Raw genomic sequence first — 26235 nt, 5'->3', positions numbered from 1 at the left:
ACATTTATTTATTATTAGCTTTTTTCTTTTCATTAAGTAATGTTAAAATCCTTGCCTTATTCTTCTTAAGCTGTTTTATTCTGGCCGGATTATCTAGAGAGCCTGTTGATGCTTTATGTCTTAACACTGTTAACTCAGTATTTATATCATTTAACGTCTTCTTTACTTCTTCTTCTTGCATTTTCTTTAAATCATTCATTTTGAGCCTGTATTTCCCCACCTTCCTCAACCTCCTCTTCTTTAATTTCTTCTATCATTTCCTCTAATTTTTCCTGGCCCTCGGTAGATTTAATTTCTTCTACTTGCTCCTTTAATGATTGAACAACATTCTTTATTTCATCTTCACCTTTTTCATATATGTGAGGCATAGAAGCCTGTTGTTTGACTATAATAATTCTCACCCCATAAATTCCTTGAGGTAGTTTAGCATGGGCAACAGCCTTGTCTACATATTGATCTACAATATCCCCTGTTTTAATAACTTTCCCCATTTGAAGCTTTTCAAATTTTGCTCTCTCGTTAGTTAGCTTACCACTTATAACTATTTCTGCGCCAATTGCACCTGCTTCAATTATTCTTCTTAAAGTTGCCATTGCTACTCTCCTAAAATGATATCCCATTTCTAAAGATCTAGCAACTCTAAACGCTTGAATTCTTGCATCTAATTCTGTGTTATCTGGCTGGCTAACAGTTACTTGAACGTTCTCTAATCCAAAAACCTTTTGAAAAACACCTTGTAATCTCCTAATTGTAGCCCCTTTTCTCCCTATAATAAGTGCAGGCCTTTCAGCATATATATGGATCCTGGTACCTAGTCCACTTTGTATTATATGTACCCCAGAATAACCTGCAGTATAGAAATTCTGAGCCAAATACTCATCTATTTTGGCTCTAAGCATTGCCTGATCCAAGAAATATTTCTTTATTCTAGACATAATCTTAACCCTCCATTCTAACTATTATTTCAATATTAGATCTAAATTTCCTAAGTATATCAGCTCTACCAAAGGCCCTAGGCATTGCCCTTTTCAATGTAAGGCCTTTGCTTACTCCAATATGATATATAACTAATTTATCAATCTCTAGTCCTTTATTATCAGCATTGTTCTCAACATTCCTTAGCAAATTTAAAACATACGTTGCTGCTTTTATTGGATATCTTCCAGATGGTACCCCCCATCTATCGCTCAAACCTCTTCTATGCGAAACTTTTTTATTTGATCTTCTAAATGGTAATGGTTCTTTTTGTTTTATTACGTTTTCCAAAAATCTCTCTGCCTTTTTTAGATTCATCCCATTTATTGCATTGGCAATTTCAACAATTACTTTTGGATGCACAGGAACTTCCCTTATAACAGCCTTTGCAACCTTACTTTCATCTTGTAATTTTACAGAATAATTCCACTGTGGCATAGTATTCACCTCACACCTTTGCAGCTACATGCAAGCTGCTCTTTGAAGCCTTTAATCCTGGCTCTCCATGATGGACTGTTTTTGTTGTATGGCTATATTCTCCAAGCCTATGCCCTATCATTTCCGGTATTATCTTTACAGGCACAAATTCTTTACCATTATACACAGCTATAGTTAAACCAATCATTTCCGGCAAAATAACTAAGTCTCTAACGTGAGTCTTAATTACTACATTTTCCTTGCTAGGATCTTGCTGCATAATTTTTCTTAGTGCTCTTATTTTTGATAAAAGGATTTTTTGGGATGGTGTAAACCCTCTAGCCAAGCTTCTCCTTGACCTAGAAGGAAATAATTTAACAAGCTCATCCATAGGCATATTTAATAATTCTTCCAAAGTCTTCCCTCTGTATTTAAATCGTTTCCATTCTGGTTTCAGCTCTATTGACATTCCTTTCACCTAACTGGCGCTCTCACTTACTAGCAATTCCTAGTTATTTAAATGCCTTTAAAAATCCTTTTATGCTATTATGAAATAAAAATAATATTGTTAATTTTTTAAAAGTTTTTATTAATTTAGTATGTTGGAACCTCAAATTGTTTAATTCTTACTTGAGTAACAACATCAATAGATTCTAATACAGATTTTAATTTATCAACATCAATAGAACTTTGGCTCGTATCAATTATAAAAGTACATTCTCCTTCCTCTCTTCTTGTTATCGATGTACACCTATTCGAAATAATATCAATTTTATATTCTGCTAATTTGTCAATAACCTTTGCTAGCGAGCCAGGTTTGTCAATCATATCAACATTTAATTCTAATACCTTAGCATTTTCAGATAATATTGGATTTATTACTATTTCTTTCTTATCACCATCAGCCAATAATGCAACTAGCATACCAGGCTCTATTCCCAAATTTTCCCTCATAGTCTGAGGTATTGTTATTCTTCCTTTTGAATCGACCTTAACTATACCGGTTATTCTATTACTTGACATATCATACACCTCATCCAAATTAATCCAACTAAATTTATGCTATCCGTATAAAAAAGGTTAAGAAGTAGGTATAAAATTTTACTTTTTATAACAGTTTTTAATTTAAAATAAAAAATTTTAAAAAGTATTAAGTTGTTTTTTAATTTATAAATAAACATATTTGCGGTCAGAGTGAGACTAGGTATTTCATCTTCTCCTTCATTGGTTGCCCACGTCATCATACCGCATAGTATAAAATTGACATCAATTCCTTATATATTTAATATTAGTTTATCAATAAAAATTTATTTTGCTATATTAATTTCTTTTAATAAATTTGGTCTTTCCGAATTTGCTTCATCTCTTGCTTTTTCTATTATTTTATCAATATTTTCTAAGAAATCATTTGGCAATTTTTTAAAGATTGGTGTAATATTGCTTATTTTCATTCCTGATTTTAATTTGCTGTTTATAATATCATCAAATTTTATTTCCTTTATGCTATAGTTGTATCCAAGTTGCTTCCAAATAGTATCTGAAGTTGATGGCATAAATGGATAAAGTAATAACGCTATATCCTTTATTATATTAGTTGAATTATAAATTACACCTTTAGCTAATCCTAAATCCTTACTATATAAATCCCATGGTGCTCTATCATTTAAATATTTATTCCCAAGCCTTGCAATCTCTAAGATGTAATCAGTTGCTTTCTTAAGCCTTACCTCATCCATGCTGTCTTTATATTCATTTATGTAATAAGTAACTTTGTCATTTAAATCCAAATCTACATTTTCTAATTTTTGAGGTTCTGGTATAATCCCATTAAACTTAGATTTAACCAAGGAGAGGACTCTGTATATGAAATTACCAATATCATCGTTAAGTTCATTATTAACGATCTTTACAAACTCTTTCCATGTAAAGTTCGAATCTCCTCCTTCAGGTCTAGTTCTGATTAATGCCCAACGCCAATATTCAGCTGGGGCTATCTTAAGGGCTTCATCTAACCAAACTCCTATTTTCCTACTCTTGCTAAACTTTTGTCCTTCATACATTAAATACTCAGTAGAGTTAATATCCCATGGAAGCACATAATCTTCTTCAGCCGCTAAAAGCATTGCGGGTAATATTATTGAGTGAAATGGTATATTATCTTTCCCAATAAAATAAATAGATTTTGTTTCTTTATTTTTCCAATATTCCTTCCAGGCGTTTTCATCATTCTTTAGATTTAAAAAATATTCCTTTGTTGCACTTAAATAACCTAATAATGCATCAAACCATACATAAATAGTTTTACCTTCTGTATTTGGGAAAGGCGATTCAATACCCCATGATATGTCCCTTGTAATACTTCTTGGTTTTAACCCATGTTTTATCCAAGATATACTATAATTTTTCACATTATCGCTTAATTTATTATTGTTGTTAAGCCAATTCAATAGTTTGTCTTGGACTCTCGTTAAATCTATAAAGTAGTTTGTAGTCTTTCTCCATACAGGAGTTGATCCACATAACGCGCACTTGGGATTTATTAAATCCTTCGGAGTTAATAGCCTACCACATTTATCACATTGATCTCCATGAGCAGATTCATATCCACAATATGGACAAGTTCCTATTACATATCTGTCAGGTAAGAACATCTTATCATTTAAACAATATGGTAATTCTTCTTCCATAGGAAATATATAACCCTTTTCATAAATTTTTAATAAAAATTCTTTAACAAATCCCTTATGGACCTCACTCTCTGTTCTTGAAAATAAGCTGAACTCAAAGTTAAATTCTTTAAATAGCTTAATCATATATCCATGAACTTGATCAGTTAATTCCTTTGGAGTAACCTTTCTTTTTCTTGCCTCCAGTTCTATAGGTGTACCGTGTTCATCACTACCTGTTACAAATACCACATCATTTCCTAAAGATCTAAGATATCTTGAATATACATCAGCACTTAACAAATGAAGTACTGTACCTAGATGTGGAATAAAGTCTGAATACGGCCAGGCTGATGCAACTATGTATCTCATTAACTGCTCCCCCTTATCTCAAAACTAAAATTTTAACTCCATATATTAAGCTTTATCTATAAATTAATAAAACAGATAATCCTAAATTTTAAGCTATGTTAAAAAATTAAGCATATTCTCTCCATGTGTAACCACATTTAGTGCATCTATAAAATCTAGTTGGAGGTTCATCGGCGGCTCTTGTTTGTATCATCCACGCTAGCAATTCATCGTTTCCACACCTAGGACATCTAATACTTCCCTTTACTATCTGAGCCGTAGGCGGAGGTGCTTGAGAATCTACCACAATAGTTTTATCCTTTGGGGTATGTTGTATTTTCTCCTTTACTTTAAGTGTATTTGATAAACTATTTTGATCTACTTCTGTTTTATATCCACATTTTGGACAAACTAAATAAAGCTTACCACCAATGTGCTTGGGTTTCATTAAGCTTCCACATTTTGGACAAAACATCATTGATCCTTGTACCATTTTTATCACCCATTCGCTTACCAATTATTATTCGGCAGAACTATTAATTCCATTTATTTCTCTCTCTATACTATCTAGAAGATCTTTTTTAACAACCTTAGAGCCTTTTTCTTTAGTTTTTGCACGGGGATATTTCATTTGTCCACCATTACATTCTATGATTTCAGATAATAATGCTATGCAATGAGGACAAACCTTTATAAATTCTTTATTGTTTATCTTACATAAAGTAGTTCTATTTCTTCTTTTGCAAATATCACAATATTCCCAAGATAAAGTTATTCTCAAGTCTTTCCCCTTAATCCTTTATATCAATTTTAAGTTTATAAAGATAAGTGAACTAATCGGTTATCAAATGGAGCATTTTATGTTGCTATGAAGATTTTCTGTTTCTTAAAAAACCTAATACCAATAAAAAGGTTCTATAAATGAGATCATTTTTAATATTTTATATAAGCTACATAGTATTGCTCTTAATATATTTGATTCTTTGATCCATTATACTGGCTAACAGCTAAGGTGCATGTTAATGCTTTTCTAAAGTACATGTTAATGCTTTTCTAAAAACATTAAGAAGGCAATTCTCTTCTTAGCTAAAGGATGCTTACCTCTGTGTAACCTAATTAGCTAAAAAGAAATTCTATAAAAATTAAAATTTCTTGTTCTTAGTTTTTTCTTCTTTAATTGCATAAATACCTACAATTTTTCTTATATTACCATTATTATCACATGGACCTTCCATTAATCCTACAAAATCCCCTTGTCTAAAATCTCTAGTAGTAATCATACCATTACAATCCTCTAATGTAATAAATTTTGGCCTTTTTTGTGTTTCAGCTATTTTTCTTAATTCATTAGCTTGCCTGATAGTTAATAATATTACTATAACTAAAACTACTAATAACAATATAGCCTGATAATAAAAGTTTATACCAAAAAGGCTACTCATTGGCCAACACCCGATGTATTACCAATACCAGCGATAACAACTGTTTCTCCTGGTTTAGATTCTTCCTCCATTATTTGTTTAACTCTTTCAACAGCTTTATCAGTACCATCTAATATTTTCTTATCCATAGCCATTATAGCTTCTTCCATACCCATCTTAATTATTACTGCTCTTAAAGGTATATTATATTCTGTTGCAATTCTTTCAAACATTATTTTTTCAGGTCCAGGATCCCCTATAGCTGCACCAACACCTTCTGCTACACTACCTGTTTCTTCTCCTTCAAATTTTAATGCTGCATCGACTGTTATTAACAAAGAAACTTTTTCTCCTTTAGCCAAAGCTTCTTTAATAATTTTTGCTGTTGCTTCTCCAGGTCTCCCAACTGTTGAACCAGGACCTTTAGCTTTAACAAGTATGATTTTTCTACCATTATATTCTGTTTCTGTTGCAACTGTATCCTCATCTATTTCTCTCCAATCATTTTTATAGTTGCTTAATTTAAGTGCAACAATCGGACCTGCCCCATCTCCTACTGGGACCCCCTCTAGAAAATCATCAAGAGCTTTTCTATAAATACTAGCGATCTGCATAATTTGAGGCATCATTAAGGAAAGATACATAATCATATACCAATTTTTAGTTTTATCACTGCTCAATAATATATGCTGAACATATTTATATATTAAAAATAATGCAGATGATATTTCAGCCGCAGTAGATGCTATACTCCTAGCGACTTCATTAGATTCTGGCATAGATATTTCAAAAGTCTGTTTAAATTTAGTATCTCTTAAATTTACAATATGTCTCAACCTATTTATTATATCTGTAGGTTCTATGTTAACAGGATCTATAGCAAAGAAATCAATAAGCCTATCTAATGTCCTAGACGCATCTTTTGCTTTATTTTTATTCATAAATTCAATAGTTTTATTTCTAGCAGTATTAGCCATATCGTTTAAAATAGCTAGTTTATTCTTTATATCTGCCTTCCACCAATATACTTGTAAATAATTTCCAAAACCAAATAAATATAGTACAAATATCAACACCCATACTACGTTAATTAGCAGATAAACCCAATTTTCTATAGCTGTAATACCGACCAATAGACCCACCGCTCCTTTTTTCCCCAGAGTTTTATTTTTATCCAGAGCTTAAAGATTATAACAAATATTAAAAAAGTTTTGGAAATATATAGATTTACAATCGAGAGTTTCTCGAACAAAATAATTATAGAGTTGTTACAATTACTCTATCGTTAAGAATCAAAAACGTATGTTCATATTGTGCTACTATTCCCCTACCTGCCTCAATAAGTATTGGATAATCCACCAATGCTTTCTGCATAGTTAACTCATTTAATAGATCCTCCACTTTGGATTTTTCAAATTCTTTTATCAGCCATCTTGCAGCAAATGGTAAGGCGTTATATTTCTTTTCAATATATTCTAGCAATTGCTTTGCATCTTCAGAAATATTTTTTGGTTTTCTGCCTGTTAACGAATATATAAATGCTTTCGGGCCATCTATTACAAATCCTTTTCCAAATGTACCAAATGGTTCAATAGCAACTTGAGTTCCCGGCCTTAATCTTTTATAAAACATTGTTCTATCCGGATAATTTGGTATGCTTTCTCCAGCATGTAAATTATATCTAGATATGGTATGTCCGGTTAAATTTTTTATTGGTCTAAATCCTTGACTTTTAATCGACATTTCTATCGTTTTTCCTATATCATAGATTGATATATTTGGTTTCATTATATTAATTACATTTTCCAAAGCCTTCTTTACAGACATTGCAAGTTCCTTAAATTGATCCCCTATAATAACAGATGTTGCAGTATCAGATAAATAACCATCAATGCTTGCTCCAACATCTATTTTTATAATACCCATACTAGGAATTTTCATATCATCTTCTATACCAGGGGTGTAATGAGCTGCAATTTCATTAATTGATAAATTACATGGAAATGCAATATCAGCCCCCTTTTTTATAATATAGTTTTCTACCTCATCACATATTTCTCTAGAACTAGCCCCAGGTTTTACTAAAGATGCACCAAGATCTCTTGCTTCAGCACCTATTTTACCTGCCTTAATTAACTTCTCTATTTCTTCATTACTAAACATTTATCTCCCCCAAACAAAAAATTAGGTTAAAACTTAATATTCTCGTATAACATAAAACTTATTTGGTGAGCAAGATGGGTAGCTTAATTTATTATGGACATTCTGCGTTTGAAATAAATTCCGATGGCAAGAAAATATTAATAGATCCTTGGATTACAAATCCAAAATCGGTAACAAAACCAGAAAAATTTAAAGATGTAGATTTGATTGTTTTGACACATGGTCATGATGATCATATAGGAGATACATTGGAAATCATGAAAAACAATCCTAAATCAAAAGTTGTCGCAATATTCGAATTAGCCAATTATATAGCAGAAAAGCTAAACGATGAGCATAGGGCTATTGGAGGTAATATGGGGGGTCCTATTATTGTAGATAACATAAAAATAGCACTAGTTCCTGCAAATCATAGTAGCGAAGGTTATGGCGCCCCCACGGGTGCGGTCATTATTACTAAAGAAGGAACTATATATCATGCTGGAGACACTGGAATTACATCTGAAATGCAATTAATTGGAGAAATATACAAGCCTGATATAGCATTGTTACCTATAGGAGGTCATTTTACTATGGATCATAACGAAGCAGCCAAAGCTGTTGAAATGATTAAGCCTAAGGTTGCAATACCTATGCATTACGGTACATTCCCCGTATTATATGGAGATCCAGAAGAATTTAGGAAAATAGTTATATCAAGAGGATTAAATACAAATGTTGTTATATTGAAGCCTGGAGATAAATATGAATTTAATTTTTAATTAACCTATACAATATAGTTTTAAAACTTTCAAATTCTTTTTAAAAGATGCAAAACGTATTAGGTGCAAAAAATGGTAAGAGTTGCAGTAATCGATGAAGACAGCTGCAAACCAAAGAAATGCAATTACGAATGTATAAGTGTTTGTCCCGTTAATAAAAGCAAGAAAGGAATTGCAATAGATGCCGATATGCCATCAAAAGGCAAGCCAACAATATATGAAGATGTCTGCATAGGATGCGGTTTATGTATAAAAGCCTGCCCCTTTGATGCAATATCAATAGTTAATTTACCTGAAGAACTTGAAGAAGAAGCAGTGCATAGATATTCTATTAACGGTTTCAAACTGTACAGCTTACCTATACCTAAGGCAGGTCAAGTTGTAGGTATTCTAGGTAAGAACGGCACTGGGAAAACTACTGCAATAAAAATTCTTGCTGGAGAATTAAAGCCTAATCTAGGGATACTAGATAGAGATGTAGAATATGATGAAATTATAAAAAGATTTAGAGGGAGTGAATTACAAACATATTTCCAAAAAATAGCCAATAAAAAAATCAAGGCGGCACATAAAATACAATACATAGATTTGGTCCCAAGGCATCTAAAAGGTGATGTTAAGACCTTATTAAAAAAGGCTGATGAAAGAGGCATAGCATTAGATTTGGGCAAGCAATTAAATCTAGATAAAATATATGATAGAGATGTTAGAAATTTAAGCGGTGGAGAACTTCAAAAGCTGGTAATAGCAGCTACTTTAAGTAAAGAAGCGGATATCTATATATTTGACGAACCTAGTAGTTATCTAGACGTCAAAGAAAGAATTAATGTTTCTAAAATAATAATGAATGAAGCCAAAGGTAATAAGTATTTTTTAATAGTAGAGCATGATTTAGCTGTTTTAGATTACCTAAGTGATTTCATACATATAATATATGGAGATCCAGGGGTATATGGTATTGTTTCAAAGCCTTATGGAGTAAGAGTTGGAATAAACAACTACCTAGATGGTTACTTGCCTTCAGAGAACATGAGAATAAGAAAAGAACCAATACAATTTAGAAAAATCGCCTCAGAAAGCATAGTCGATGCAAACAATAAGCCATATAAATACTTAGAATGGGATAATGTAAGTATATCAAGAGGTTCATTTAAGCTAGATGTAGATTCTGGGTATGTTATGAATGGGGAAGTCATTGGAATCATTGGTCCAAATGCTATAGGGAAAACAACCTTCATTAAATTCTTAGCTGGAGAAATAAAACCTGAAAATGGTAATATAATAACATATAAAGAACTAAAAATTAGCTATAAACCTCAATACATTGGTCCTGAAATGTTCCAAGAAGGACTAACTGTTGAAGATATATTAAGAAATGCAAATCCAGAATCAATAATACCTAATTCATGGCTATACCTAGAATTAATACAAAAACTAAACTTAAATAGAATGTTTGATAGAGAGGCTAGATCTTTAAGTGGGGGAGAAATGCAAAAGCTTGCTATTGCTGCAACATTAAGTTCAAATGCTGATCTTTATTTACTAGACGAACCTTCTGCCCATTTAGATGTTGAAGAAAGACTTGCAATCGCAAAAATAATTAGAAGATTAACAGAAATAAGGAAGGTTACAGCTTTTGTTGCAGAACATGATATAATTATACTAGATTTTATAAGCGATAGGATAATTGTATTTAATGGTAACCCAGGTATTTATGGACATGCTGAAGTTCCAAAAGATACAAAGAAGGCTATGAACCAATTACTTTCAGATCTAAAAATTACTATTAGAAGAGATTCAGAAAGTGGAAGACCTAGAATAAATAAGGAGGGTTCTTATTTAGATAGATTGCAGAAAACAAAAGGGGAATTTTACGCAACCACATAATAATTTTTAAATAAACCTTTTCCATCTAATCATTTCTTACGTCTTTTGATATGTAATCATTTAACTTATCCTTACATCCATATTTCAAACAAATCTTACTTATGAATTTCAGTATTCTGCTAGCTTCACCTTTTTCAGATTTAGAAACAACTTTTTTGACTGCAAGTATTATATCTTCTAATTCATTCTGTTCAAATGAATCATATACTAATGCCTTAGCATAAGCTTCTATAAGATCAACAGTTTTTTTATCAGCAAGTTCAAATTTTGATTCCTTGTTTTTCGCCAAATAGAGTTCATATAGCATTATCGCTCCTGCATTTGATACATTTAATGCGGTATATTTTTTAGATGATGGTATTGTACATAATAGGTTGCACTTCTTTAATTCATCTCTAGTCAACCCAACGCTTTCTCTACCCAATACTAATGCAACTCTTCCATTAACTTTTTCTGCAAGTTCAGAAGCTTGCCTTGGTGTAATAGGAATCCTTAAAACATCCCTTGCAGAACTTTCATCTGATGTACAAATAGATAAATCTACTCCTTCTAATGCCTTATCTAGGCTATCAACAATATTAACATCGTATATTTTATTTGAGGCCTTTACTGCCCATCTAAAAGATTCATAAGCACTTGCAAGCGGATGAACTAAGTAAGTCTCATCAACATCGAAGTTTTCTGAAAGCCTTAATAAATACCCTAAATTTACTGAGCCTTCTATTCCTACCATTATCAACCTTAGTTTTTTCATTTCTTTCTCCTAATATGAATAGAAAATTATTATGGTTTATTTTCTTATGTTTTACAAACTATTTTCCTTAAAGAGGTAAGTTTTCTTTTGCAAATAAAAAATTTTAAAAATTATCTACATCTAAAGGTTTTTTAAGATATTATTATAAGTCTCTATATTGAATCAAACTATTTGGAAATCAATAGATATAAAGTAGGAAAGCTTTTTTATTCAATAAATATAGATTTAAAAAAGGTGTAGGGATTGACGATTGAAAATATAATTCAGGCCGTTAAAACCACTGAACTTGCAGCAAATAACGCATTTTCTTCATCACCTTACCTTAAATATGCCGTTGCTGCAGATTGGACCGCGATTTCTGCCTATGCAATAGTTCTCATTATTACTTTAACAATATATAATTCAAAAAAGGAAAAAGAAAGAGCAAATAATGTTGCTCTGGTTATTGTTAGCATAGCAAGTAAAAAAGTGAAGAATGTTCTCTATAAAAATATAAATCATCATAAAAAATTGAAGATTCCTATGTATCTAGTTATAGATGAAGGGGCTGAGCTACAGGAGGATCTTTCTAAACTAAGTGGGATCAACCTTGTTATAGTTCCTAAATCTTTTAGAAAGGATTTATTTGGTAAGGGTAGGGCCTTAAGATATTTTGTTGAAAATTTTGTTAAACCAGATTTTTGGTATGTATTTCTTGACGATGATAACTTGATATTGAATAACTCTTTTTTATATGAAATACCATATTATGAAAAGAAAGGTTATGTTGCGTTTAATCCTGTTCTCTTGCCTAGAAAAGGCAAATCTTACATGGCTTATATTATGGATTTTGCTAGATATTTAGATGATATCTCATTTTTCAGGCTTTTTACAGGCTTAGTAAAAAAGCCCTATGTGGGCCTTCATGGAGAATTGTTAGGAGTTAAAGGATCCTTCCTTTTAGAAGTAAACGCGTTTAATAAGCCCAGCAAAGTAGAAGATTTCCTTTTTTCAATAGATGTAGTTAAAAATAGTGGCAAAACATGGCAAAGCAATACAAAGGTTAGCATATTAAGTCCAAATTCTATAAAAGATTTAATAAAGCAAAGAGCTAGATGGTATTCTGGTATGATGGAAGATTCTAAATATGCTCCGATAACTATGAGAATTATTATAGCTTTCAAAACCTTTGCAAGAACCCTCGGTTTAATTGGATTATGGATTTTACTTCCTTTTGTAAACTATTATATCGTTGCTCTAATTTTAATACCAAGCAGTCTGGTATATTGGGTTGTCTATATCTATGGAGTAAAGAAATCGGGCAAACTAAGGTATATAGTAACATTGCCAATATTTGGTTTATTAGAAGGTTTAGGATTAATTTATGGATTAACTAGAATAGGGAAAAGGGAGTTTATAATTATTGATAAGACTTTATGATTTCTTATAGTCAAAATAGTAAATTAATGGTAAAAATCATTTTAAGAGAGAGATAGCTTTTTTAAGTGCTTCATTCTTTGAATTTTGATCATTGGTAGTACATGCTTCGACTAAGTATGATAATATTCTATATATATTAACTATTTCTTTTCCTTGGCCCTTAACTGAAGAATCTAAATTTTTTACATTTGCTGATAAAGAATCTACCAATAATTCTAAAACAGATATCACATCTTCGATATGCTCATGTTCATGCTCATGTTCATGCTCATGTTCATGCTCATGTCCTGCCTCTACTTCTTCAACTATTTTTTCTAAGTCCTCTTTTTTCTTTGGTAACTCCATTCTTTTTCTTTCACTACTCAATTCTTACACCCATTTTCATTAGATTTATTTAAAGCGTAGAATTATTAATTTTTCCTTATTTTTTATAAAATAAAATATTTTTATTAAAATTAGAATTCTACATTTGCATGTCTATTACGCATCTGGTCCTCACTAATGTTAAGCCTAGACATTAAATGATAAACAACTCCATCCAAAAATATCATGGTAGTATCTTCAAATAATGTTCCAAGGGGAGCAAAAGGTTCATGTAAACCTAATATTTGCCTAGCAAAGTAATCATCCATTTTACTAATCTTAGATCTTCCAGGTATTTTAACAATAACATCTGCTATGCTGCCTAGAGGAGAATCTGGGAATGTTGTTAGAGCTACCACTTTAGATCCCACTTTCTTAGCTGCATCAGCGGCATCTACAATTAGTTGAGTTCTTCCTGATCCTGAAATTGCAATTGCTAAATCGCCCTTAGAAATGCTTGGAACTATTGTTTCTCCTAAAACGTACGAGCTGAACCCCATATGAAGCAATCTCATTGCAAATGCTTTCCCTACTAATCCGCTCCTTCCTGCACCCATCACTAAAACCTTAGCCTTATTATTATATGTGTCGATGAGTAAGCTAACAAAATTGTCCACTTCTTTTGTATCAATTATTTCAGATGCCTTTATTACAAAATTCGCTATCTCTTTCATCGCAACTATTGCTGTATGATTTTGACTTTCATTATCCAAAGAACTCACCATGTATTAACTTATTTAGGACAGATTATAAGTTTTTATTTTATATTTTAACTAATTTCTTTACATGATAAGAGAATTGATAAATATTTCATTTATCTTATGAATAATTTGATCTTTTTAAAATATTATAAAGTATTTTATTGTGTTGATATTTTTCCAGGATATTCCCTTACACCTATAACTATAATTTTCTCATTGGAAAGTCCTGAAATTTTAAGATTTCCACCCATATAAAGCAAATAACCAGCATTGTACTCAAAAGATATTACGTATCTTCCATTTACATCTTTTACGCATGGAGGATATAACAATGCACCAATCTGTCCTTCTGGTATTGTTATATTTAAGTCTTTTACTTTGTTAGGGATTTCTATTCTATTATAATTATTCAATGCATTACAATGAGAAGCTATGTTTTCTGGAACGCCAGTCCAGCTATATGCCTTGTTTTTATATAACCCCCTTCTCCATGGTATACACGGTCCATTTATGATCACACCTCCAAATGAATTTTTACATTCAATTATTTTTGCCTTATTTTTAAAAATATCATAAAAAAGTTCAGAATTTTTCTCCCCATATATAACCAAATCTATATCTGATCCTTCAAATTGCATTCCTAAGGCATAAGATCCCGTTATTCCTATATTATCTATATCAAGTTCATTTATTAAATTAAATATTGATTCTTCATTATACCTTAAACCATTTGATGAATTCAAAAAAATCTCTTTAAATACGCTTTTAGGATTGTTATATATAAGTATGTTCTCTTGTTTAATGTAGGGCATTTGAGTTCTATATATAGGATCGTAAATCATTTTAATTTTAGAGTTCTTTATTGCATCACTTATTCCAGAAGGACCGTATTCCAACAATATTCTACAAAAATTTAATGTATGTCTTTTCCATGAGCTCTTATTACATGATACATATTTTGGAATAATCGGTATCAATCCTTCAGGAGACTGTATCCCAATCTCTACCCCTATTATTAAATCCTTGGTTATAATTGTGGAGTCATGACCAAATCTCGATAGGATCAATCCTACCACCTTGATCGGGTACAACAATCAATCTATTATCTTTTACATTAAGTTGAACAACACCTTCAATATAATATCTGCCTAATGGAAGTTCCATATACCTAGTATGCCACGTCATTATTTCTACTTTGCCTAGATCTATACTATTTGCCAAATATATGCTTGGTACTAAGAAATTTTCTTTATTATCATAGATTTCTATTTCTCCTTTAAAACTTTTAAGAGTTTTATATATGCTCCTGCATTCTTCTGAATAAATCTGCCTTAATATTCTTATAGTATATGGAATACCCTTATAGCATGAATCTAAAACCCTTCTTTGAGCAAACAATTCATATTCACTACGCGTCATTGTATCTGAAACCTTATCATATCTATCTATACAATTAAATATTAGTCCTTCTCTTTTCATTTGTAAAAGGTTTTCATAAATTTCATTATTATTACCATATAAAATTAGATCCACATCGCTATTCTTTTTCTGATAACCTAGTAAATAACTTCCAACAAGTCCAGCATATTCCACTTTAAGAAATTCGACCAACTCAATAATATTTTTTGGCAAAATATTAACATTTTTTATAAAAATTTCTTTTGGATCATAATATTTTAAGATTTCATTCCTCTTCACGACAGGTACTTCTTTTCCAACACAATCTAAATATAAATAGTAATCCTTTATTTCTTCATATATTTCATTAATATTAACTCTTTTTCCCGAGATCCTATAAGGTATTGAAATAAATCCTTCCTTTGGATGCTCATACCCTTTAATTATCCAAATGATTTCCTTATTATTATGTTTTGTTTTTATGTGCCAACCTTCAAACATTATGATTTTTCCCAAATTAGGATTGAGTTTGCTGGAAAATATTAAGCATTGAATGCAGCTTTACATTTCTTGGGAATAATCTTATAGCCTCAAGATTTTCTGGATAAATTACTTCTGGAGTAGACTCAAATCCTAGTTTATCCCATCTTTGTTTTATTAATAATCCAAAAGATATTGTTTGGCTAGGCTCTCCATGATTTAGGATTATAATCCTAGGCTTCGGTGTTAAGCTTCTCAAAAATCCTTGTAATTCGCTTCTATTAGCATGACCTGAAAATCCTTCTATTCTTTGTACTTCTAGATTTACCTTTATTGTTTTTATTTGATTACCATCCATCATTTGTATTTCTTTTTCACCTTCTATAATCTTTCTACCTAGTGTTCCTGCTGCTTGATAACTAACAAATACTAATGCATTGTTTTGATTATCAGCTAAATTCTTAAAGTATTCTAAAATCGGTCCTCCAGTCATCATTCCGCTTGTAGAAATTATTATTGCTGGACCTTCGCTATATATTGCTTCATCTCTTTTACTGGAATCATTAACAAAAACCATATTAGGCCCTATAAATGGATTATTATCATTATGTAATATTTCATCTCTTATTGGCTTTGCTAATAATTCAGGATATGATGTATAAATTGCAGTTACTTCATATATTAACCCATCTATATAAATTGGCATTTCTGGTATCTTTTTGTCTTGCAAGGCTTTATTTATTAAGACCATTATATCCTGAGCCCTACCAACTGCCATAACTGGTATTAAGATTTTACCTTTCCTTTCATAAACCTTTTTAATTAATTCAAACAGTTGAGCTTCTGCTTCTTCTCTAGTTGCTGTTTCTGTTCCTCCATATGTGGTTTCCATAATAAGCGCTTCTACTCTATGAAACTCTGTGTTAGCAGGAGGCTGAAGTCTTGTTGTATTGGTTTCATCTTTCATTTTATAATATTTTATATCACCAGTATATAACAAATTAAATAGACCTTGACCTATGTGTATATGTGTTAATGCTGATCCCAATATATGACCTGCATCTGAAAACGTTAGTTTTGCATCAGGAGATAAATCTGTAACAACATTATAATTTACTGTAATTGTTCTTGTTAACATAGTATTTATATCCTTCATAGTAAATGGAGGTTCTTTACCCTCTCTTACAAAAAGATCCATAAAATCCTTAAGCATTAAAACCGTTATATCTCTTGTTGGCGGAGTCATATATGCTGGGCCACGATATCCGTATTTATATAATATAGGCAATAATCCCATATGATCCATATGTGCATGAGATATTACGATTGCATCTAGATCTTCTAATCTGAATTCTGGCGCATCAAAATGTGGATATGCATCTACAGAATAACCGCTTTGAGCAAAGCCTGCATCCAGCAATATCTTACTTTCTCCAGTATCAAGTAAAATAGAAGATCTTCCTACTTCTCCAAAGCTCCCTAAGCCTATAACTCTTATATTTCTTGGACCTACTAACATATCTCTATATACTCTTTCTCCGATTTCCCTTAATGCTTTCTTTCTTTCGGCAGATGCTCTTATGTATAGATCCAAAACGGAAGCCAGAGTCTTGCTAATTAATGGAGATTTTCTTTGAACTTCTAATCTCCATCCTGTATTTGCCAATACTTGATTTCTGAACTGCTTCCCCTTACCCAGAAGTTTTCCTGGTTTATCTGCAAATACTCTTACCTCTCCCAATACTTCATCGAATTGAATATCACTCGGCGTAATTCCTGCATCTTCGGGCGTGTTCTCCATGATATATTGTATTGTTGCTTCTTTAGTTTTTCTTACTTTATTATCAGTTCTTATCACCATTCTTTTCCTTAACTGCTTTGCTAATTCCTTTATCTTTTCTTCTCCATCTAAAATCCATTGTGGATTCTTTACATAAATAGCTATTTCTGGCCCTTCAAATTCTATGCTTGAAATCTCTGCATCTCTAACATTTTTTAATATTTCACTAACTATCATCGATCTTAATTTTTGCCCAGACATTAGTCTCTCTTGATTTGATTCTTCCAAATTAAATCACCGGGATAAATAAAATTTTGCTAAAATTTCTTTCCTTTTATCCTTTTAAGAAAGGAGTTGCTGGAGGGGTATAAAACTTTCTCTAATACCTCCAGAAGATATAGCAATTACATCTACACCATCTCCAGTTGCAGAATCCCTCATAATAGCTACTTTTATGGCCTTAGCAGCCAAATTCATAGCTTCTTCTAAACTCAAATCCGGTCTATAATCCTTTTCAAGTACTCCTAATGCAACTGGAGATCCTGAACCTGTTGAAGTCATTTTTTCTTCAGTAATGCTTCCAAAATAATCTAAATTATATAGCCTTGGCTCTGTATCATATCCCCCAACTATAAGTTGAACAAGATATGGATAGTATTTTGTTGAGAACAATACATTTGCCAAAAGTGTAGCCATGCCTTTAACTGTTAATTTCCTTTTATTCATAGTTTCATACAATCTAGCCTCTTCTCTTATTGCATCTGCTAACATCTGCGCATCAGCTACTAATCCTGCAATGGTCATAGCTGCATAATCTGTTATTTTGACGATTTTTTTAACTGTTCTACTAGCAATTAATGTACCGGCAGTTGCCCTTTTATCTGCAGCTAAAATAACTGCATTTTTTGTTATAAATCCAACAGTTGTTGTTCCATGAAAAGCCTTCAATGAATTTTCTTTATCAAATAATATCAATTCAATCCACCAAAACTCCTATGTTTCCTATACATTTAAATTTTTATATGGATATTGTTTTATAATGTCCTTCTTAAATACTTTTTTATAATATTATAAATAATTTTCAATAAGTCAATTAATATAAAAACATCAATTTTGAATATTTTACTACTCAAAAGTTAAATTAAATTTTACCTAAAAAGTCATTTCAAAAGAAATCGATATATAAACTTTTGCATTTAATAAATATAAACTAGCTATATTTTAACTGTAAAAAGTTTTAATTATACATAATGAATAGATATTAAGTTTTTTGTTTCCTTAACACAATTCGTTAGATATTTAATGTTAAGCGCTAAGATGTAAGAAAATAGCTAGGTGAACTTGACGTGAGCCCGAAAAGAATTGTAAAAAAATATTTTATTATCCTTGTTATAATTTCAGCATCCTTAGCTATAATAGGCCTTTTGCATGGAAATCTAACAAATATTACAAAAGCACAAACAGTAAGCGCTGTTCCACAAATAATTGCTTATAAGATAACAGGATCAGCAAATCTAAAGGATCCAGGAAGTGAAAGCTTTTGGTCTCAAATTCCTTGGACTGTTATACCTTTATCAGCTAATGTTCCAGGAGGAGGTCATACATCTCAAATAATGGTTAAAGCTGCGTGGAACGGAACATACCTATTTGTTTTACTCACATGGAATGTCACAAAACCAAGCCATCATCTTTCCAGTGTTTTCTCCCTTGGTGGGGGTCCCTTTGGTTATCCACCTCTATGGTATAACCAATCATCAAATTCATATGTTGTTGCACCTCCAAGAGTAGACGAAGAAACTATAGTAAAGAGCTATTATGTTAATTCAACATATTATAGTCAAGATAGAGTTGCAATGATGTGGTATTTAGGAGGCCAAAGTGGTACACCTAATGATTGTATGGTCGTCGGAGCAAGTAATGGAGGTGCTTTAGCTGCAGGCGGAGCTGCAAACATATGGGATTTCATGATGGGTGCAACATGGAATGGAACACAATTAGTAAGCCCAGCACTAGGTATGAGTCCAGTACCAGAATATACCTATTATAATTGGTGGAATCATAATGTATCGTTTACTGGAGTAAATTATCAAGCTCCTCCAACAGGTTTTGCATTAAATCTATATACAAATGCCTCAAATCTATATGAAGTAGGCCTTGGCACAGGATTATTCTACACTGATGTAGATACAAACCATACTAATCCATTTGATGTTCTTGCCGGAGCTTATAATACATCTCATACCTGGGTCGTTGAAATGGCAAGGCAAATGGGTTATGTACCAGGCGCAGGCCAATATGAAGTAAACTTAACTCCAGGCTCAACATATGATGTTGCCTTTGCTGTATGGCAAGGCTACCTTGGAGAAAATGCCTTCATCAAATCAATATCAACCTTTGTTCCATTAGTTATCAGTAACTCTTCACCAACAACTACTACTTCTCCTGTAACAAGTACTGTAAATATGACATTAGTATATACTGAGGTTTCAGCAATAGTTATAATGGTTGTTGCTGCAGTAATTTTATACTTTGCTCTTAGAAAGGGGTGAATCAAAATAATACACATATATTACAATCGTATATTAGCTTTTCGATACATTTTAAATTTCAGTAGGTGATAGGCATGGAAAATAAAGATGAAAAAGTTAATGATAAAATAGATATCGGTAAAAGAAACTTCCTCAAATTCTTATTAGCAGCAGGAACTGTTGTTGCTGTTGGAGGAGCTCTTGAGCCTGTATTTAAATATGCATTAAGCTATGAACAAACTGGATTAACCAGCTTTCCTAAAGTAAAAGTTGCCAATATTAACGATTTACAAGTTAATCAACCTATAACTTTTAACTATCCATTGGAAAATGAACCAAACTATTTAGTTAAATTAGGCCAACCAGCTGAAGGCGGAATTGGACCAAATAACGATATAGTCGCTTTTAGCGCTATATGTGAACATATGGGATGCATCTATCACTTTGAAACTTCATTAACTCCATATGGAGGACCTAATGTTCCTGGAGGTCATTGCCCATGTCATGGTAGCTTATATGATTATTTAGAAAAAGCAAAAGTTGTTGGAGGACCAGCCCCTTGCCCAGTTCCTATGGTACAATTAGTTCTTGATAGTTCAACAGGAGATATTTATGCTGTTGGAATGAATCCACCAACAATCTATGATCATGGTACCCCATGTGGAACAGATGTTACCGCCGATCTAACTGGAGGAACGCCAGTTAGTAGTTAGGTGAGATTTGATGTCAAAAAGTAAGGAAGGCTTTTGGAATAAATTTTTTGAAAGATTTGGTATAAAAAATATAGATGATATATTGAGACCAATACCCGAATTCTCTTTTAGACCTGATTACTGGCTAGGAGCATTACTAGTTGTAGGTTTTGTGATGCAAGGAATCACAGGTTTTCTACTTCTATTAAATTATATTCCAACCACAACAGATGCATATACCTCAACTAGCAATATAGTAAATAAAATCCCATATGGAAGTTTATTGCTTAATTTCCATTTATATAATGCATATGCAATAATATTCTTAGCATTTGTCCATATGTTTAGAAACTTTTGGCAAGGTACATATAAAAGACCGAGGGAAGGTATGTGGATTGTAGGAGTTATACTAGGTTTAATTACTTTAGGTTTTGGATTTACCGGCTATTTGCTACCATGGACTGTTCTTTCAAAATCAGCAACTGATGTGGGAATAGGCTTATTAAGTTATTTACCCTCATGGATGACTTCATGGCTACATACTTTATTGATTGGTAATGGTACAGATGCTGATGAATTACAAAGATTTTTTGATATACATGTTATACTACTTCCAATACTATTAGTTGTATTTTTAGGGTTGAAATTATTCATGTTCGAAGCACATGGAATGAGCGAGCCTCCAAAGAAGGGAGTTGTAGAAAATATAAAAAATGAAAGAAAAGGTATATCATGGTGGCCAAGAGGAGTTGAATATTTACTTGCAATATCGCTTTTCTACATAGGAGCAATTGTAATAATAGCAAGTGTTTTCCCTGTACCATTAGGCCCAATGTATACCCCTCAAGCAGCTTCGCAATACACTCCGGAACCAGATTGGTACTTCCTATGGATGTATCAAATAATAAAACAATCAATATTTGGAGGTGCAAATATCGTATATGGAATTTACTTAATAGGATTGCTATTCATTATTTTACTAATAGTTCCATTTATAGATAGAAGTCCGTTTAGACACGTCTCTGATAGACCAGTTATAATAACACTTGGTATGATGGTAGTATCTACATTAATATTCTTTACGATTTGGGCATACTTAACTCCAGGCCTAACAATACCCTTTACTCAAACATTAGAATTCTTAATCCCTATGTATGTAATAGAAGCAATTGGTGCTTACTTAGGTACAAGATCAAACAAAACAAAAACTAGTAAAAATATAATTAAAACTAAACCAAACACTGTTGCAGCAATTATAGCTCTATTATTGACGATTGTTGGAGGCGCATTATCAATAAACTTGATTGTTTCAAAAGACGTTGCATGGGGTATAGTTTTATTGCTAGGCTTTACTTTTATGATAGTAGAAATTATGAGAAGAAGTCATTCTGAGGTGTAAAATGATGAAGAGCTCTACTAAAGAAATTTTATTATTATTTGGTTTTTTGTTGTTAATAATATCTATGGCTATAAATATTTTTGGCCTAGTTAATACTCCTTCAGTGCCAACTAAAACTAATCCATATGATAATAGATTTGATGGAATATTCTTAGGCATGATATTAATAAACTTATCAATAATGTTTGGATTTTACTATAAATATGAGGAATTAACTCATGAAGAGCTTTCAAAATAAACATATAAATATTGATATTTTTATTTTTTCACTCATAATAGCATCTTATTTTATTCAATTTATTTCTATACAATTTTTTGTAAGGTTAGAGCCATATTTTATGGGAGCATTTACTTTACCAAGTATTGTAAATATAATAATATCTAAGCTTGCCTTAATATCAAGATATTTAATAGAATTATTAGGTATTGTAGGCTCTATATATTTTATTTTCAATAAAAATAAGATAATAAGTATTCTATCAATGCTTTATTTTATTTTAATGATAATACCATTTATTGTAATATCATATTCACAAAACATATACATAAACTATGTAACAAACCCATTTGGATTAACTTTAATTTCTATGTCTTCCTTGATACCATCTTTAGCTATTTTATTAGATTATAAAAAGAACAAAAATTACTTTTCAACTTTAGCAACAAAATTAATCTTTGGCATATCAATGCTTTTGTCTTCCTTGTTCTTTATTTTAAACTATACATCTTCATTTACCTTTTTATATCCACCTATAGAACTTTATCCAATTTCATTAATATTTTTCTCTTTAGGATTTATTATTTTCACATACATGGCTTTAAAGAAATCCAACAAATATGCAATAATCGCATCAGCAATAATTTCATTATTGCTAATAATCCCTTTAATCTATTATTCCTTTACCAATACACTCTTTAAATTCGTCTTCAATATGTCTATGCAAACTGCATTAGGAATTGCAGTCCCATTGCCTTATTTCAGCTTCCTGTATTTTATAATTCTGTTTATCTTTTTAATAGGTTTATTCAATATTAAGAAAAACTATCATATGTTTTTTGCATCTATAGCATTAATAGGCATCTTTACAAGCGCATACTTAATATCAGATACAATGTATATGTTTTTAATATATTTATTCACTATGATCTTTATAATAAGCTTTGAAAAAATATAATTTTAATTACATTTTTTCTTATATTCCCTTATAAAATAATTAAGAGATTTACCGGCTATTGTATTTAATTCTCCTGTATATTCTTTAGCCTTTTCGTAATCACCAATTAAATTATAATATTCAACCTGTATTGCTATCACAGCAGCCAGTTGGTCTTTCATATTTAATTTATCAAAAATTGTCCTTGCCTCTTCAAGATATTCTCCTACATTATTTGTTAATCTCTTATCTATTAATATTTTGGATTTATACATTAATGCATATGCCTTAGATTCTTCATCAATTCCCTCTAGCTTATTTATAAAGTTCATTGCCTCATCGTAACGATTTGAAGCTATAAATGCTGATATTAAGTTTATATAAGTAGCTTTTAAAAGATCTTTGTTTCCATCATTTTTTAATAACATCCAAGATTTAATAAGCGAATTTATTGCTAGCGAATATCTACCTAGGTTTATCATAATAGCTCCTTGATTAACTAGAGACTTAATTAGCAATAACCTAGACTCTTCATCAAGGTTTTTTATCTTAAATAAATAATTCGAGGATTCTATAAAATTATTTGCAGCTTGAATTAGCAGCCCATCGTTCATTAACTTAATTCCTTCATCAAACTTCCTTCTGGCTAAATTTAAATATTCCGAATCCATACTCATTGCTTACCCTCATCTTTCTTAGCTTTATCATTGTTTATGCTCTCTTTAAGTTCTTTCTCTACTTCCATCTGACCCTTTTTAAATTCTCCAACCGCCCTACCCAAGGCTCTTGCTATTTCGGGTATTTTAGTAGCGCCTCCAAACAATATGGCTATTACAACAATAACGATAAGCCAATCTATTAAACTATCTAGCATGATTCTTACCTCCTCGTAAATTTATTATAATCTAAGAGTACTTATATCTTTATAGGATTAACTAATTATATTAATTGATAATCACATTGAAGTTTTAAGAATTATACTTGCTTTATAATCAAAATTATAATTCCTATTTCAAGAAATTATTTAGGGGTTAGCAAAAAATGCAAAGTTCCAATTCAATACTCAATGAATATTATAAGTATTTTAATGAATTATTAAGGAGACTTTTAATACCAGCAATCTTTTTTATTGTTATATTAATACTAATAATGTTTTTTAAGTTCAATAAAATAGAAATACATAAATTTTATATGTATTATCCATTTCCTTCGTTAACTAATAGTACGAGCGTAATGATACTCAAAAAGATAAAGGACTTTATGTTACCTAAGAACATGGTCTTAATATCAGTTAATGCATTTGATCCTATTATAGGTAGCTTATATACTTCATCCCTAATATCAGCAATAGTTACCTCTCCCTTATGGATCTATGAAATATATGCTTTTATTTTTCCTGCCTTAACACAAAAAGAAAGAAAAGCTATAAATATGTTTATAATACCATCAATAATATTATTTATTTTTGGTGCCTTATTTTCATATTTTATTATTCTTCCAGCCCTCTTTAGATTTATGTATTATCTAGACCTTGGATTAGGTGTTCTACCTAGCCTAAGTATAAGGGCTTTTATTTCTACAGTTTTATCTTTTGTATTATTGGTAGGAATCTCTTTTGAATATCCTATAGTTATAATGGCATTAACCTACGTAGGTTTTGTTGATTACAAAACGTTACTAAAATATTGGAGATATGCTATAGCATTATCATTTATTATCGCTCTAATAATATCTCCAGGTGCAACAGGAGGAATTATAGAAATTACTATAGGGTTAACCTTAAGCGGGCTATATTTTTTAGGAGTGTTAATCTCCAAATATCTTTTAAGAAAATAAATTTGGATTTAAATATAATTATTAATAAATCAAATAACTAATGTGTTTTTAGCTAAGTCTTCTGCTGCCTTTTCATTTAAGCCGGTTTCTCCTAAAATTGTATATCTTTCAGGTCTAATACTGACGGATTTGACAAGAGATTGTATTATTTCTTCTTCCGACACTCCTAACTCTTTTGCATTTACTGGCGCTCCAACAGTTTTTAATAAATTCCTTATTTTCTTCCAATCTTTTCCATGCAAATAAGACATCATTATAGTACCAACTCCTACTGCTTCACCATGAAGAGGAGGATTCTTGCTTATCATTTCTAATGCATGCGCAAAAAGATGCTCAGAACCACTTGCTGGTCTAGAACTTCCGGCTATACACATAGCCACTCCGCTGCTTACCAATGCTTCCAACAATACCCTTATCCCATCTTTGCTTCCAACGCCAATTTCTTTTGCATAAGAACTTACATGTCTAGCACTCATTAATGCAAGGCTTGCTGCATAATCAGCATAATATTCTCCCTTCAATTTATGAGCTAAGCGCCAATCTAATACAGATGTATATTTTCCAATTAAATCTCCAAATCCAGCAACATTATATCTCCTAGGGGCTGATAATATAACATTTACGTCAATAAGAATTAATTTCGGAGGTTTCGCTGGTTTAGAATGAAAACGATCAAATCCTCTTAAAGTTACGAAAGGGCTTGTTATTCCATCATGGCTTGCTGCAGTTGGTACACTAATGAAATTTTTTTCTAAATTCATAGCTATATATTTTGCCAAGTCTATGCTTCTCCCACCACCAAGTCCTAATAATATATCAAACCTATCTTTAGAGACCTCTTCTGATAGACTCAATGCATAATCAACTGTAGGACTACCTGCTATTTTATATGATACTGAAAATCCTTTATCTTCTAGACTTTCTTTCACCTTATTAAAATATTTGTTATAAACATTAGGACCTGTCAATATTAAAACAGATTTCCCTTTGTTAAATATTTGAAGGACTTGCTCCCCTATATTGTCTAATATATCTTCCCCTATTATAATTCTCTGAGGCAAATCTATTGAATGCTTACTAATCATATTCA

General features: G+C 31.3%; 30 protein-coding genes. 9 read left to right on the top strand and 21 right to left on the bottom strand.

Annotation, left to right across the window (positions count from 1 at the left end):
* Positions 1-4: 4 nt before the first annotated feature.
* The 11 genes from rpmC to map all read right to left on the bottom strand — a co-directional run bounded on the left by rpmC (position 5) and on the right by map (position 7993).
* Positions 5-199 carry a 50S ribosomal protein L29 gene (gene rpmC / locus CALAG_RS06715; protein WP_048816824.1) on the bottom strand — a complete coding sequence of 65 codons (195 nt, stop codon included), beginning with the start codon at positions 197-199 and terminating at the stop codon, positions 5-7.
* Entirely contained in the window at positions 192-935 is a 744-nt protein-coding gene (locus CALAG_RS06710) for a 30S ribosomal protein S3 (protein WP_015232979.1), read from the bottom strand. The genes rpmC and CALAG_RS06710 overlap by 8 nt, the downstream gene beginning before the upstream one ends.
* A gap of 4 nt (positions 936-939) precedes the next feature.
* Positions 940-1413, bottom strand: coding sequence for a 50S ribosomal protein L22 (gene rplV, locus CALAG_RS06705; protein ID WP_015232978.1), 474 nt, complete (start codon positions 1411-1413; stop codon positions 940-942).
* Between the two features lie 10 nt (positions 1414-1423).
* Positions 1424-1861, bottom strand: a complete 438-nt coding sequence (locus CALAG_RS06700; RefSeq protein WP_048816823.1) for a 30S ribosomal protein S19 — start codon at positions 1859-1861, stop codon at positions 1424-1426.
* A gap of 125 nt (positions 1862-1986) precedes the next feature.
* Complete coding sequence (locus tag CALAG_RS06695) at positions 1987-2415, bottom strand: AbrB/MazE/SpoVT family DNA-binding domain-containing protein (protein ID WP_015232976.1); 429 nt, start codon at positions 2413-2415, stop codon at positions 1987-1989.
* Between the two features lie 284 nt (positions 2416-2699).
* The gene (gene metG / locus CALAG_RS06685) at positions 2700-4430 is read right to left on the bottom strand and encodes a methionine--tRNA ligase (protein WP_015232974.1); all 1731 of its coding nucleotides are present in this window, start codon (positions 4428-4430) and stop codon (positions 2700-2702) included.
* A gap of 106 nt (positions 4431-4536) precedes the next feature.
* Positions 4537-4887, bottom strand: a complete 351-nt coding sequence (locus CALAG_RS06680) for a transcription factor S (protein WP_048816900.1) — start codon at positions 4885-4887, stop codon at positions 4537-4539.
* A gap of 42 nt (positions 4888-4929) precedes the next feature.
* Positions 4930-5190, bottom strand: a complete 261-nt coding sequence (locus CALAG_RS06675) for a hypothetical protein (RefSeq protein WP_015232972.1) — start codon at positions 5188-5190, stop codon at positions 4930-4932.
* A gap of 361 nt (positions 5191-5551) precedes the next feature.
* Positions 5552-5851, bottom strand: coding sequence for a hypothetical protein (locus CALAG_RS06670; protein WP_015232971.1), 300 nt, complete (start codon positions 5849-5851; stop codon positions 5552-5554).
* Positions 5848-6972 carry a DUF1512 domain-containing protein gene (locus tag CALAG_RS06665; protein ID WP_425393257.1) on the bottom strand — a complete coding sequence of 375 codons (1125 nt, stop codon included), beginning with the start codon at positions 6970-6972 and terminating at the stop codon, positions 5848-5850. The genes CALAG_RS06670 and CALAG_RS06665 overlap by 4 nt, the downstream gene beginning before the upstream one ends.
* A gap of 115 nt (positions 6973-7087) precedes the next feature.
* Complete coding sequence (map, locus tag CALAG_RS06660; protein ID WP_015232969.1) at positions 7088-7993, bottom strand: type II methionyl aminopeptidase; 906 nt, start codon at positions 7991-7993, stop codon at positions 7088-7090.
* Positions 7994-8067: 74 nt separating this feature from the next.
* Here map and CALAG_RS06655 point away from each other — a divergent pair, with 74 nt between their 5' ends.
* Complete coding sequence (locus CALAG_RS06655; protein ID WP_048816821.1) at positions 8068-8754, top strand: metal-dependent hydrolase; 687 nt, start codon at positions 8068-8070, stop codon at positions 8752-8754.
* Positions 8755-8826: 72 nt separating this feature from the next.
* The gene (locus tag CALAG_RS06650; RefSeq protein ID WP_015232967.1) at positions 8827-10641 is read left to right on the top strand and encodes a ribosome biogenesis/translation initiation ATPase RLI; all 1815 of its coding nucleotides are present in this window, start codon (positions 8827-8829) and stop codon (positions 10639-10641) included.
* Positions 10642-10666: 25 nt separating this feature from the next.
* Here the strand turns inward: CALAG_RS06650 and CALAG_RS06645 are convergent, their stop codons facing one another.
* Positions 10667-11395 carry an RNA methyltransferase gene (locus tag CALAG_RS06645; RefSeq protein WP_015232966.1) on the bottom strand — a complete coding sequence of 243 codons (729 nt, stop codon included), beginning with the start codon at positions 11393-11395 and terminating at the stop codon, positions 10667-10669.
* A gap of 243 nt (positions 11396-11638) precedes the next feature.
* On the opposite strand from CALAG_RS06645, the gene CALAG_RS06640 reads away from it, so the two are divergent.
* Entirely contained in the window at positions 11639-12814 is a 1176-nt protein-coding gene (locus tag CALAG_RS06640; protein WP_015232965.1) for a glycosyltransferase family 2 protein, read from the top strand.
* Positions 12815-12850: 36 nt separating this feature from the next.
* Here CALAG_RS06640 and CALAG_RS06635 read toward each other — a convergent pair whose 3' ends face one another.
* The 6 genes from CALAG_RS06635 to psmB all read right to left on the bottom strand — a co-directional run bounded on the left by CALAG_RS06635 (position 12851) and on the right by psmB (position 18511).
* Positions 12851-13180 carry a hypothetical protein gene (locus CALAG_RS06635; protein ID WP_015232964.1) on the bottom strand — a complete coding sequence of 110 codons (330 nt, stop codon included), beginning with the start codon at positions 13178-13180 and terminating at the stop codon, positions 12851-12853.
* A gap of 89 nt (positions 13181-13269) precedes the next feature.
* Complete coding sequence (gene hxlB / locus CALAG_RS06630) at positions 13270-13902, bottom strand: 6-phospho-3-hexuloisomerase (RefSeq protein ID WP_048816820.1); 633 nt, start codon at positions 13900-13902, stop codon at positions 13270-13272.
* 134 nt (positions 13903-14036) lie between these two features.
* Entirely contained in the window at positions 14037-14945 is a 909-nt protein-coding gene (locus tag CALAG_RS06625; protein ID WP_015232962.1) for a nucleotidyltransferase domain-containing protein, read from the bottom strand.
* Entirely contained in the window at positions 14920-15777 is an 858-nt protein-coding gene (locus CALAG_RS06620) for a nucleotidyltransferase domain-containing protein (protein ID WP_015232961.1), read from the bottom strand. The genes CALAG_RS06625 and CALAG_RS06620 overlap by 26 nt, the downstream gene beginning before the upstream one ends.
* Before the next feature lie 16 nt (positions 15778-15793).
* Positions 15794-17824: a beta-CASP ribonuclease aCPSF1 gene (locus CALAG_RS06615; protein WP_245529233.1), complete on the bottom strand. Its 2031-nt coding sequence runs from the start codon at positions 17822-17824 to the stop codon at positions 15794-15796.
* Between the two features lie 54 nt (positions 17825-17878).
* Positions 17879-18511, bottom strand: coding sequence for an archaeal proteasome endopeptidase complex subunit beta (psmB, locus tag CALAG_RS06610; protein ID WP_015232959.1), 633 nt, complete (start codon positions 18509-18511; stop codon positions 17879-17881).
* Between the two features lie 371 nt (positions 18512-18882).
* On the opposite strand from psmB, the gene CALAG_RS06605 reads away from it, so the two are divergent.
* The 5 genes from CALAG_RS06605 (at position 18883) to CALAG_RS06585 (ending at position 23330) form a co-directional block, all read left to right on the top strand.
* Positions 18883-20085 (top strand): ethylbenzene dehydrogenase-related protein, encoded by a 1203-nt coding sequence (locus CALAG_RS06605; RefSeq protein ID WP_015232958.1) that lies wholly within the window; start codon positions 18883-18885, stop codon positions 20083-20085.
* Positions 20086-20159: 74 nt separating this feature from the next.
* Complete coding sequence (locus CALAG_RS06600) at positions 20160-20777, top strand: arsenate reductase (azurin) small subunit (RefSeq protein WP_015232957.1); 618 nt, start codon at positions 20160-20162, stop codon at positions 20775-20777.
* Between the two features lie 10 nt (positions 20778-20787).
* Positions 20788-22155, top strand: coding sequence for a cytochrome b (locus tag CALAG_RS06595; RefSeq protein WP_015232956.1), 1368 nt, complete (start codon positions 20788-20790; stop codon positions 22153-22155).
* A gap of 4 nt (positions 22156-22159) precedes the next feature.
* Complete coding sequence (locus CALAG_RS06590; RefSeq protein WP_048816819.1) at positions 22160-22393, top strand: hypothetical protein; 234 nt, start codon at positions 22160-22162, stop codon at positions 22391-22393.
* Positions 22374-23330, top strand: coding sequence for a hypothetical protein (locus CALAG_RS06585; protein WP_015232954.1), 957 nt, complete (start codon positions 22374-22376; stop codon positions 23328-23330). The genes CALAG_RS06590 and CALAG_RS06585 overlap by 20 nt, the downstream gene beginning before the upstream one ends.
* Before the next feature lie 2 nt (positions 23331-23332).
* On the opposite strand, the gene CALAG_RS06580 is transcribed toward CALAG_RS06585, so the two are convergent.
* Both CALAG_RS06580 and CALAG_RS06575 read right to left on the bottom strand, forming a co-directional pair.
* The gene (locus CALAG_RS06580) at positions 23333-23986 is read right to left on the bottom strand and encodes a hypothetical protein (RefSeq protein ID WP_015232953.1); all 654 of its coding nucleotides are present in this window, start codon (positions 23984-23986) and stop codon (positions 23333-23335) included.
* Positions 23983-24183, bottom strand: a complete 201-nt coding sequence (locus CALAG_RS06575) for a Sec-independent protein translocase subunit TatA/TatB (RefSeq protein ID WP_015232952.1) — start codon at positions 24181-24183, stop codon at positions 23983-23985. The genes CALAG_RS06580 and CALAG_RS06575 overlap by 4 nt, the downstream gene beginning before the upstream one ends.
* A 167-nt stretch (positions 24184-24350) precedes the next feature.
* Here CALAG_RS06575 and tatC point away from each other — a divergent pair, with 167 nt between their 5' ends.
* Positions 24351-25145 carry a twin-arginine translocase subunit TatC gene (gene tatC, locus CALAG_RS06570; RefSeq protein ID WP_015232951.1) on the top strand — a complete coding sequence of 265 codons (795 nt, stop codon included), beginning with the start codon at positions 24351-24353 and terminating at the stop codon, positions 25143-25145.
* Between the two features lie 29 nt (positions 25146-25174).
* Here tatC and CALAG_RS06565 read toward each other — a convergent pair whose 3' ends face one another.
* Positions 25175-26230, bottom strand: coding sequence for an NAD(P)-dependent glycerol-1-phosphate dehydrogenase (locus tag CALAG_RS06565; protein WP_015232950.1), 1056 nt, complete (start codon positions 26228-26230; stop codon positions 25175-25177).
* Between the last annotated feature and the right edge of the window lie 5 nt (positions 26231-26235).

Origin of the sequence: Caldisphaera lagunensis DSM 15908 (assembly GCF_000317795.1) — an archaeon.
In the GTDB taxonomy this organism is placed as follows: domain Archaea; phylum Thermoproteota; class Thermoprotei_A; order Sulfolobales; family Acidilobaceae; genus Caldisphaera; species Caldisphaera lagunensis.
This window is presented reverse-complemented; position numbering and strand designations above follow the sequence as displayed.

What these genes read in the sequence shown, in the direction of transcription:
- CALAG_RS06650 (WP_015232967.1), top strand. Translation starts at nt 8,827, where the DNA reads ATGGTAAGAGTTGCAGTAATCGATGAAGACAGCTGCAAACCAAAGAAA.
- map (WP_015232969.1), bottom strand. Translation starts at nt 7,993, where the DNA reads ATGTTTAGTAATGAAGAAATAGAGAAGTTAATTAAGGCAGGTAAAATA.
- metG (WP_015232974.1), bottom strand. Translation starts at nt 4,430, where the DNA reads ATGAGATACATAGTTGCATCAGCCTGGCCGTATTCAGACTTTATTCCA.
- CALAG_RS06655 (WP_048816821.1), top strand. Translation starts at nt 8,068, where the DNA reads ATGGGTAGCTTAATTTATTATGGACATTCTGCGTTTGAAATAAATTCC.
- CALAG_RS06645 (WP_015232966.1), bottom strand. Translation starts at nt 11,395, where the DNA reads ATGAAAAAACTAAGGTTGATAATGGTAGGAATAGAAGGCTCAGTAAAT.
- rpmC (WP_048816824.1), bottom strand. Translation starts at nt 199, where the DNA reads ATGAATGATTTAAAGAAAATGCAAGAAGAAGAAGTAAAGAAGACGTTA.
- CALAG_RS06575 (WP_015232952.1), bottom strand. Translation starts at nt 24,183, where the DNA reads ATGCTAGATAGTTTAATAGATTGGCTTATCGTTATTGTTGTAATAGCC.
- CALAG_RS06680 (WP_048816900.1), bottom strand. Translation starts at nt 4,887, where the DNA reads ATGATGTTTTGTCCAAAATGTGGAAGCTTAATGAAACCCAAGCACATT.
- CALAG_RS06670 (WP_015232971.1), bottom strand. Translation starts at nt 5,851, where the DNA reads ATGAGTAGCCTTTTTGGTATAAACTTTTATTATCAGGCTATATTGTTA.
- hxlB (WP_048816820.1), bottom strand. Translation starts at nt 13,902, where the DNA reads ATGGTGAGTTCTTTGGATAATGAAAGTCAAAATCATACAGCAATAGTT.
- CALAG_RS06595 (WP_015232956.1), top strand. Translation starts at nt 20,788, where the DNA reads ATGTCAAAAAGTAAGGAAGGCTTTTGGAATAAATTTTTTGAAAGATTT.
- tatC (WP_015232951.1), top strand. Translation starts at nt 24,351, where the DNA reads ATGCAAAGTTCCAATTCAATACTCAATGAATATTATAAGTATTTTAAT.
- CALAG_RS06585 (WP_015232954.1), top strand. Translation starts at nt 22,374, where the DNA reads ATGAAGAGCTTTCAAAATAAACATATAAATATTGATATTTTTATTTTT.
- CALAG_RS06590 (WP_048816819.1), top strand. Translation starts at nt 22,160, where the DNA reads ATGAAGAGCTCTACTAAAGAAATTTTATTATTATTTGGTTTTTTGTTG.
- rplV (WP_015232978.1), bottom strand. Translation starts at nt 1,413, where the DNA reads ATGCCACAGTGGAATTATTCTGTAAAATTACAAGATGAAAGTAAGGTT.
- CALAG_RS06695 (WP_015232976.1), bottom strand. Translation starts at nt 2,415, where the DNA reads ATGTCAAGTAATAGAATAACCGGTATAGTTAAGGTCGATTCAAAAGGA.
- CALAG_RS06710 (WP_015232979.1), bottom strand. Translation starts at nt 935, where the DNA reads ATGTCTAGAATAAAGAAATATTTCTTGGATCAGGCAATGCTTAGAGCC.
- CALAG_RS06700 (WP_048816823.1), bottom strand. Translation starts at nt 1,861, where the DNA reads ATGTCAATAGAGCTGAAACCAGAATGGAAACGATTTAAATACAGAGGG.
- CALAG_RS06600 (WP_015232957.1), top strand. Translation starts at nt 20,160, where the DNA reads ATGGAAAATAAAGATGAAAAAGTTAATGATAAAATAGATATCGGTAAA.
- CALAG_RS06620 (WP_015232961.1), bottom strand. Translation starts at nt 15,777, where the DNA reads ATGTTTGAAGGTTGGCACATAAAAACAAAACATAATAATAAGGAAATC.
- CALAG_RS06580 (WP_015232953.1), bottom strand. Translation starts at nt 23,986, where the DNA reads ATGAGTATGGATTCGGAATATTTAAATTTAGCCAGAAGGAAGTTTGAT.
- CALAG_RS06565 (WP_015232950.1), bottom strand. Translation starts at nt 26,230, where the DNA reads ATGATTAGTAAGCATTCAATAGATTTGCCTCAGAGAATTATAATAGGG.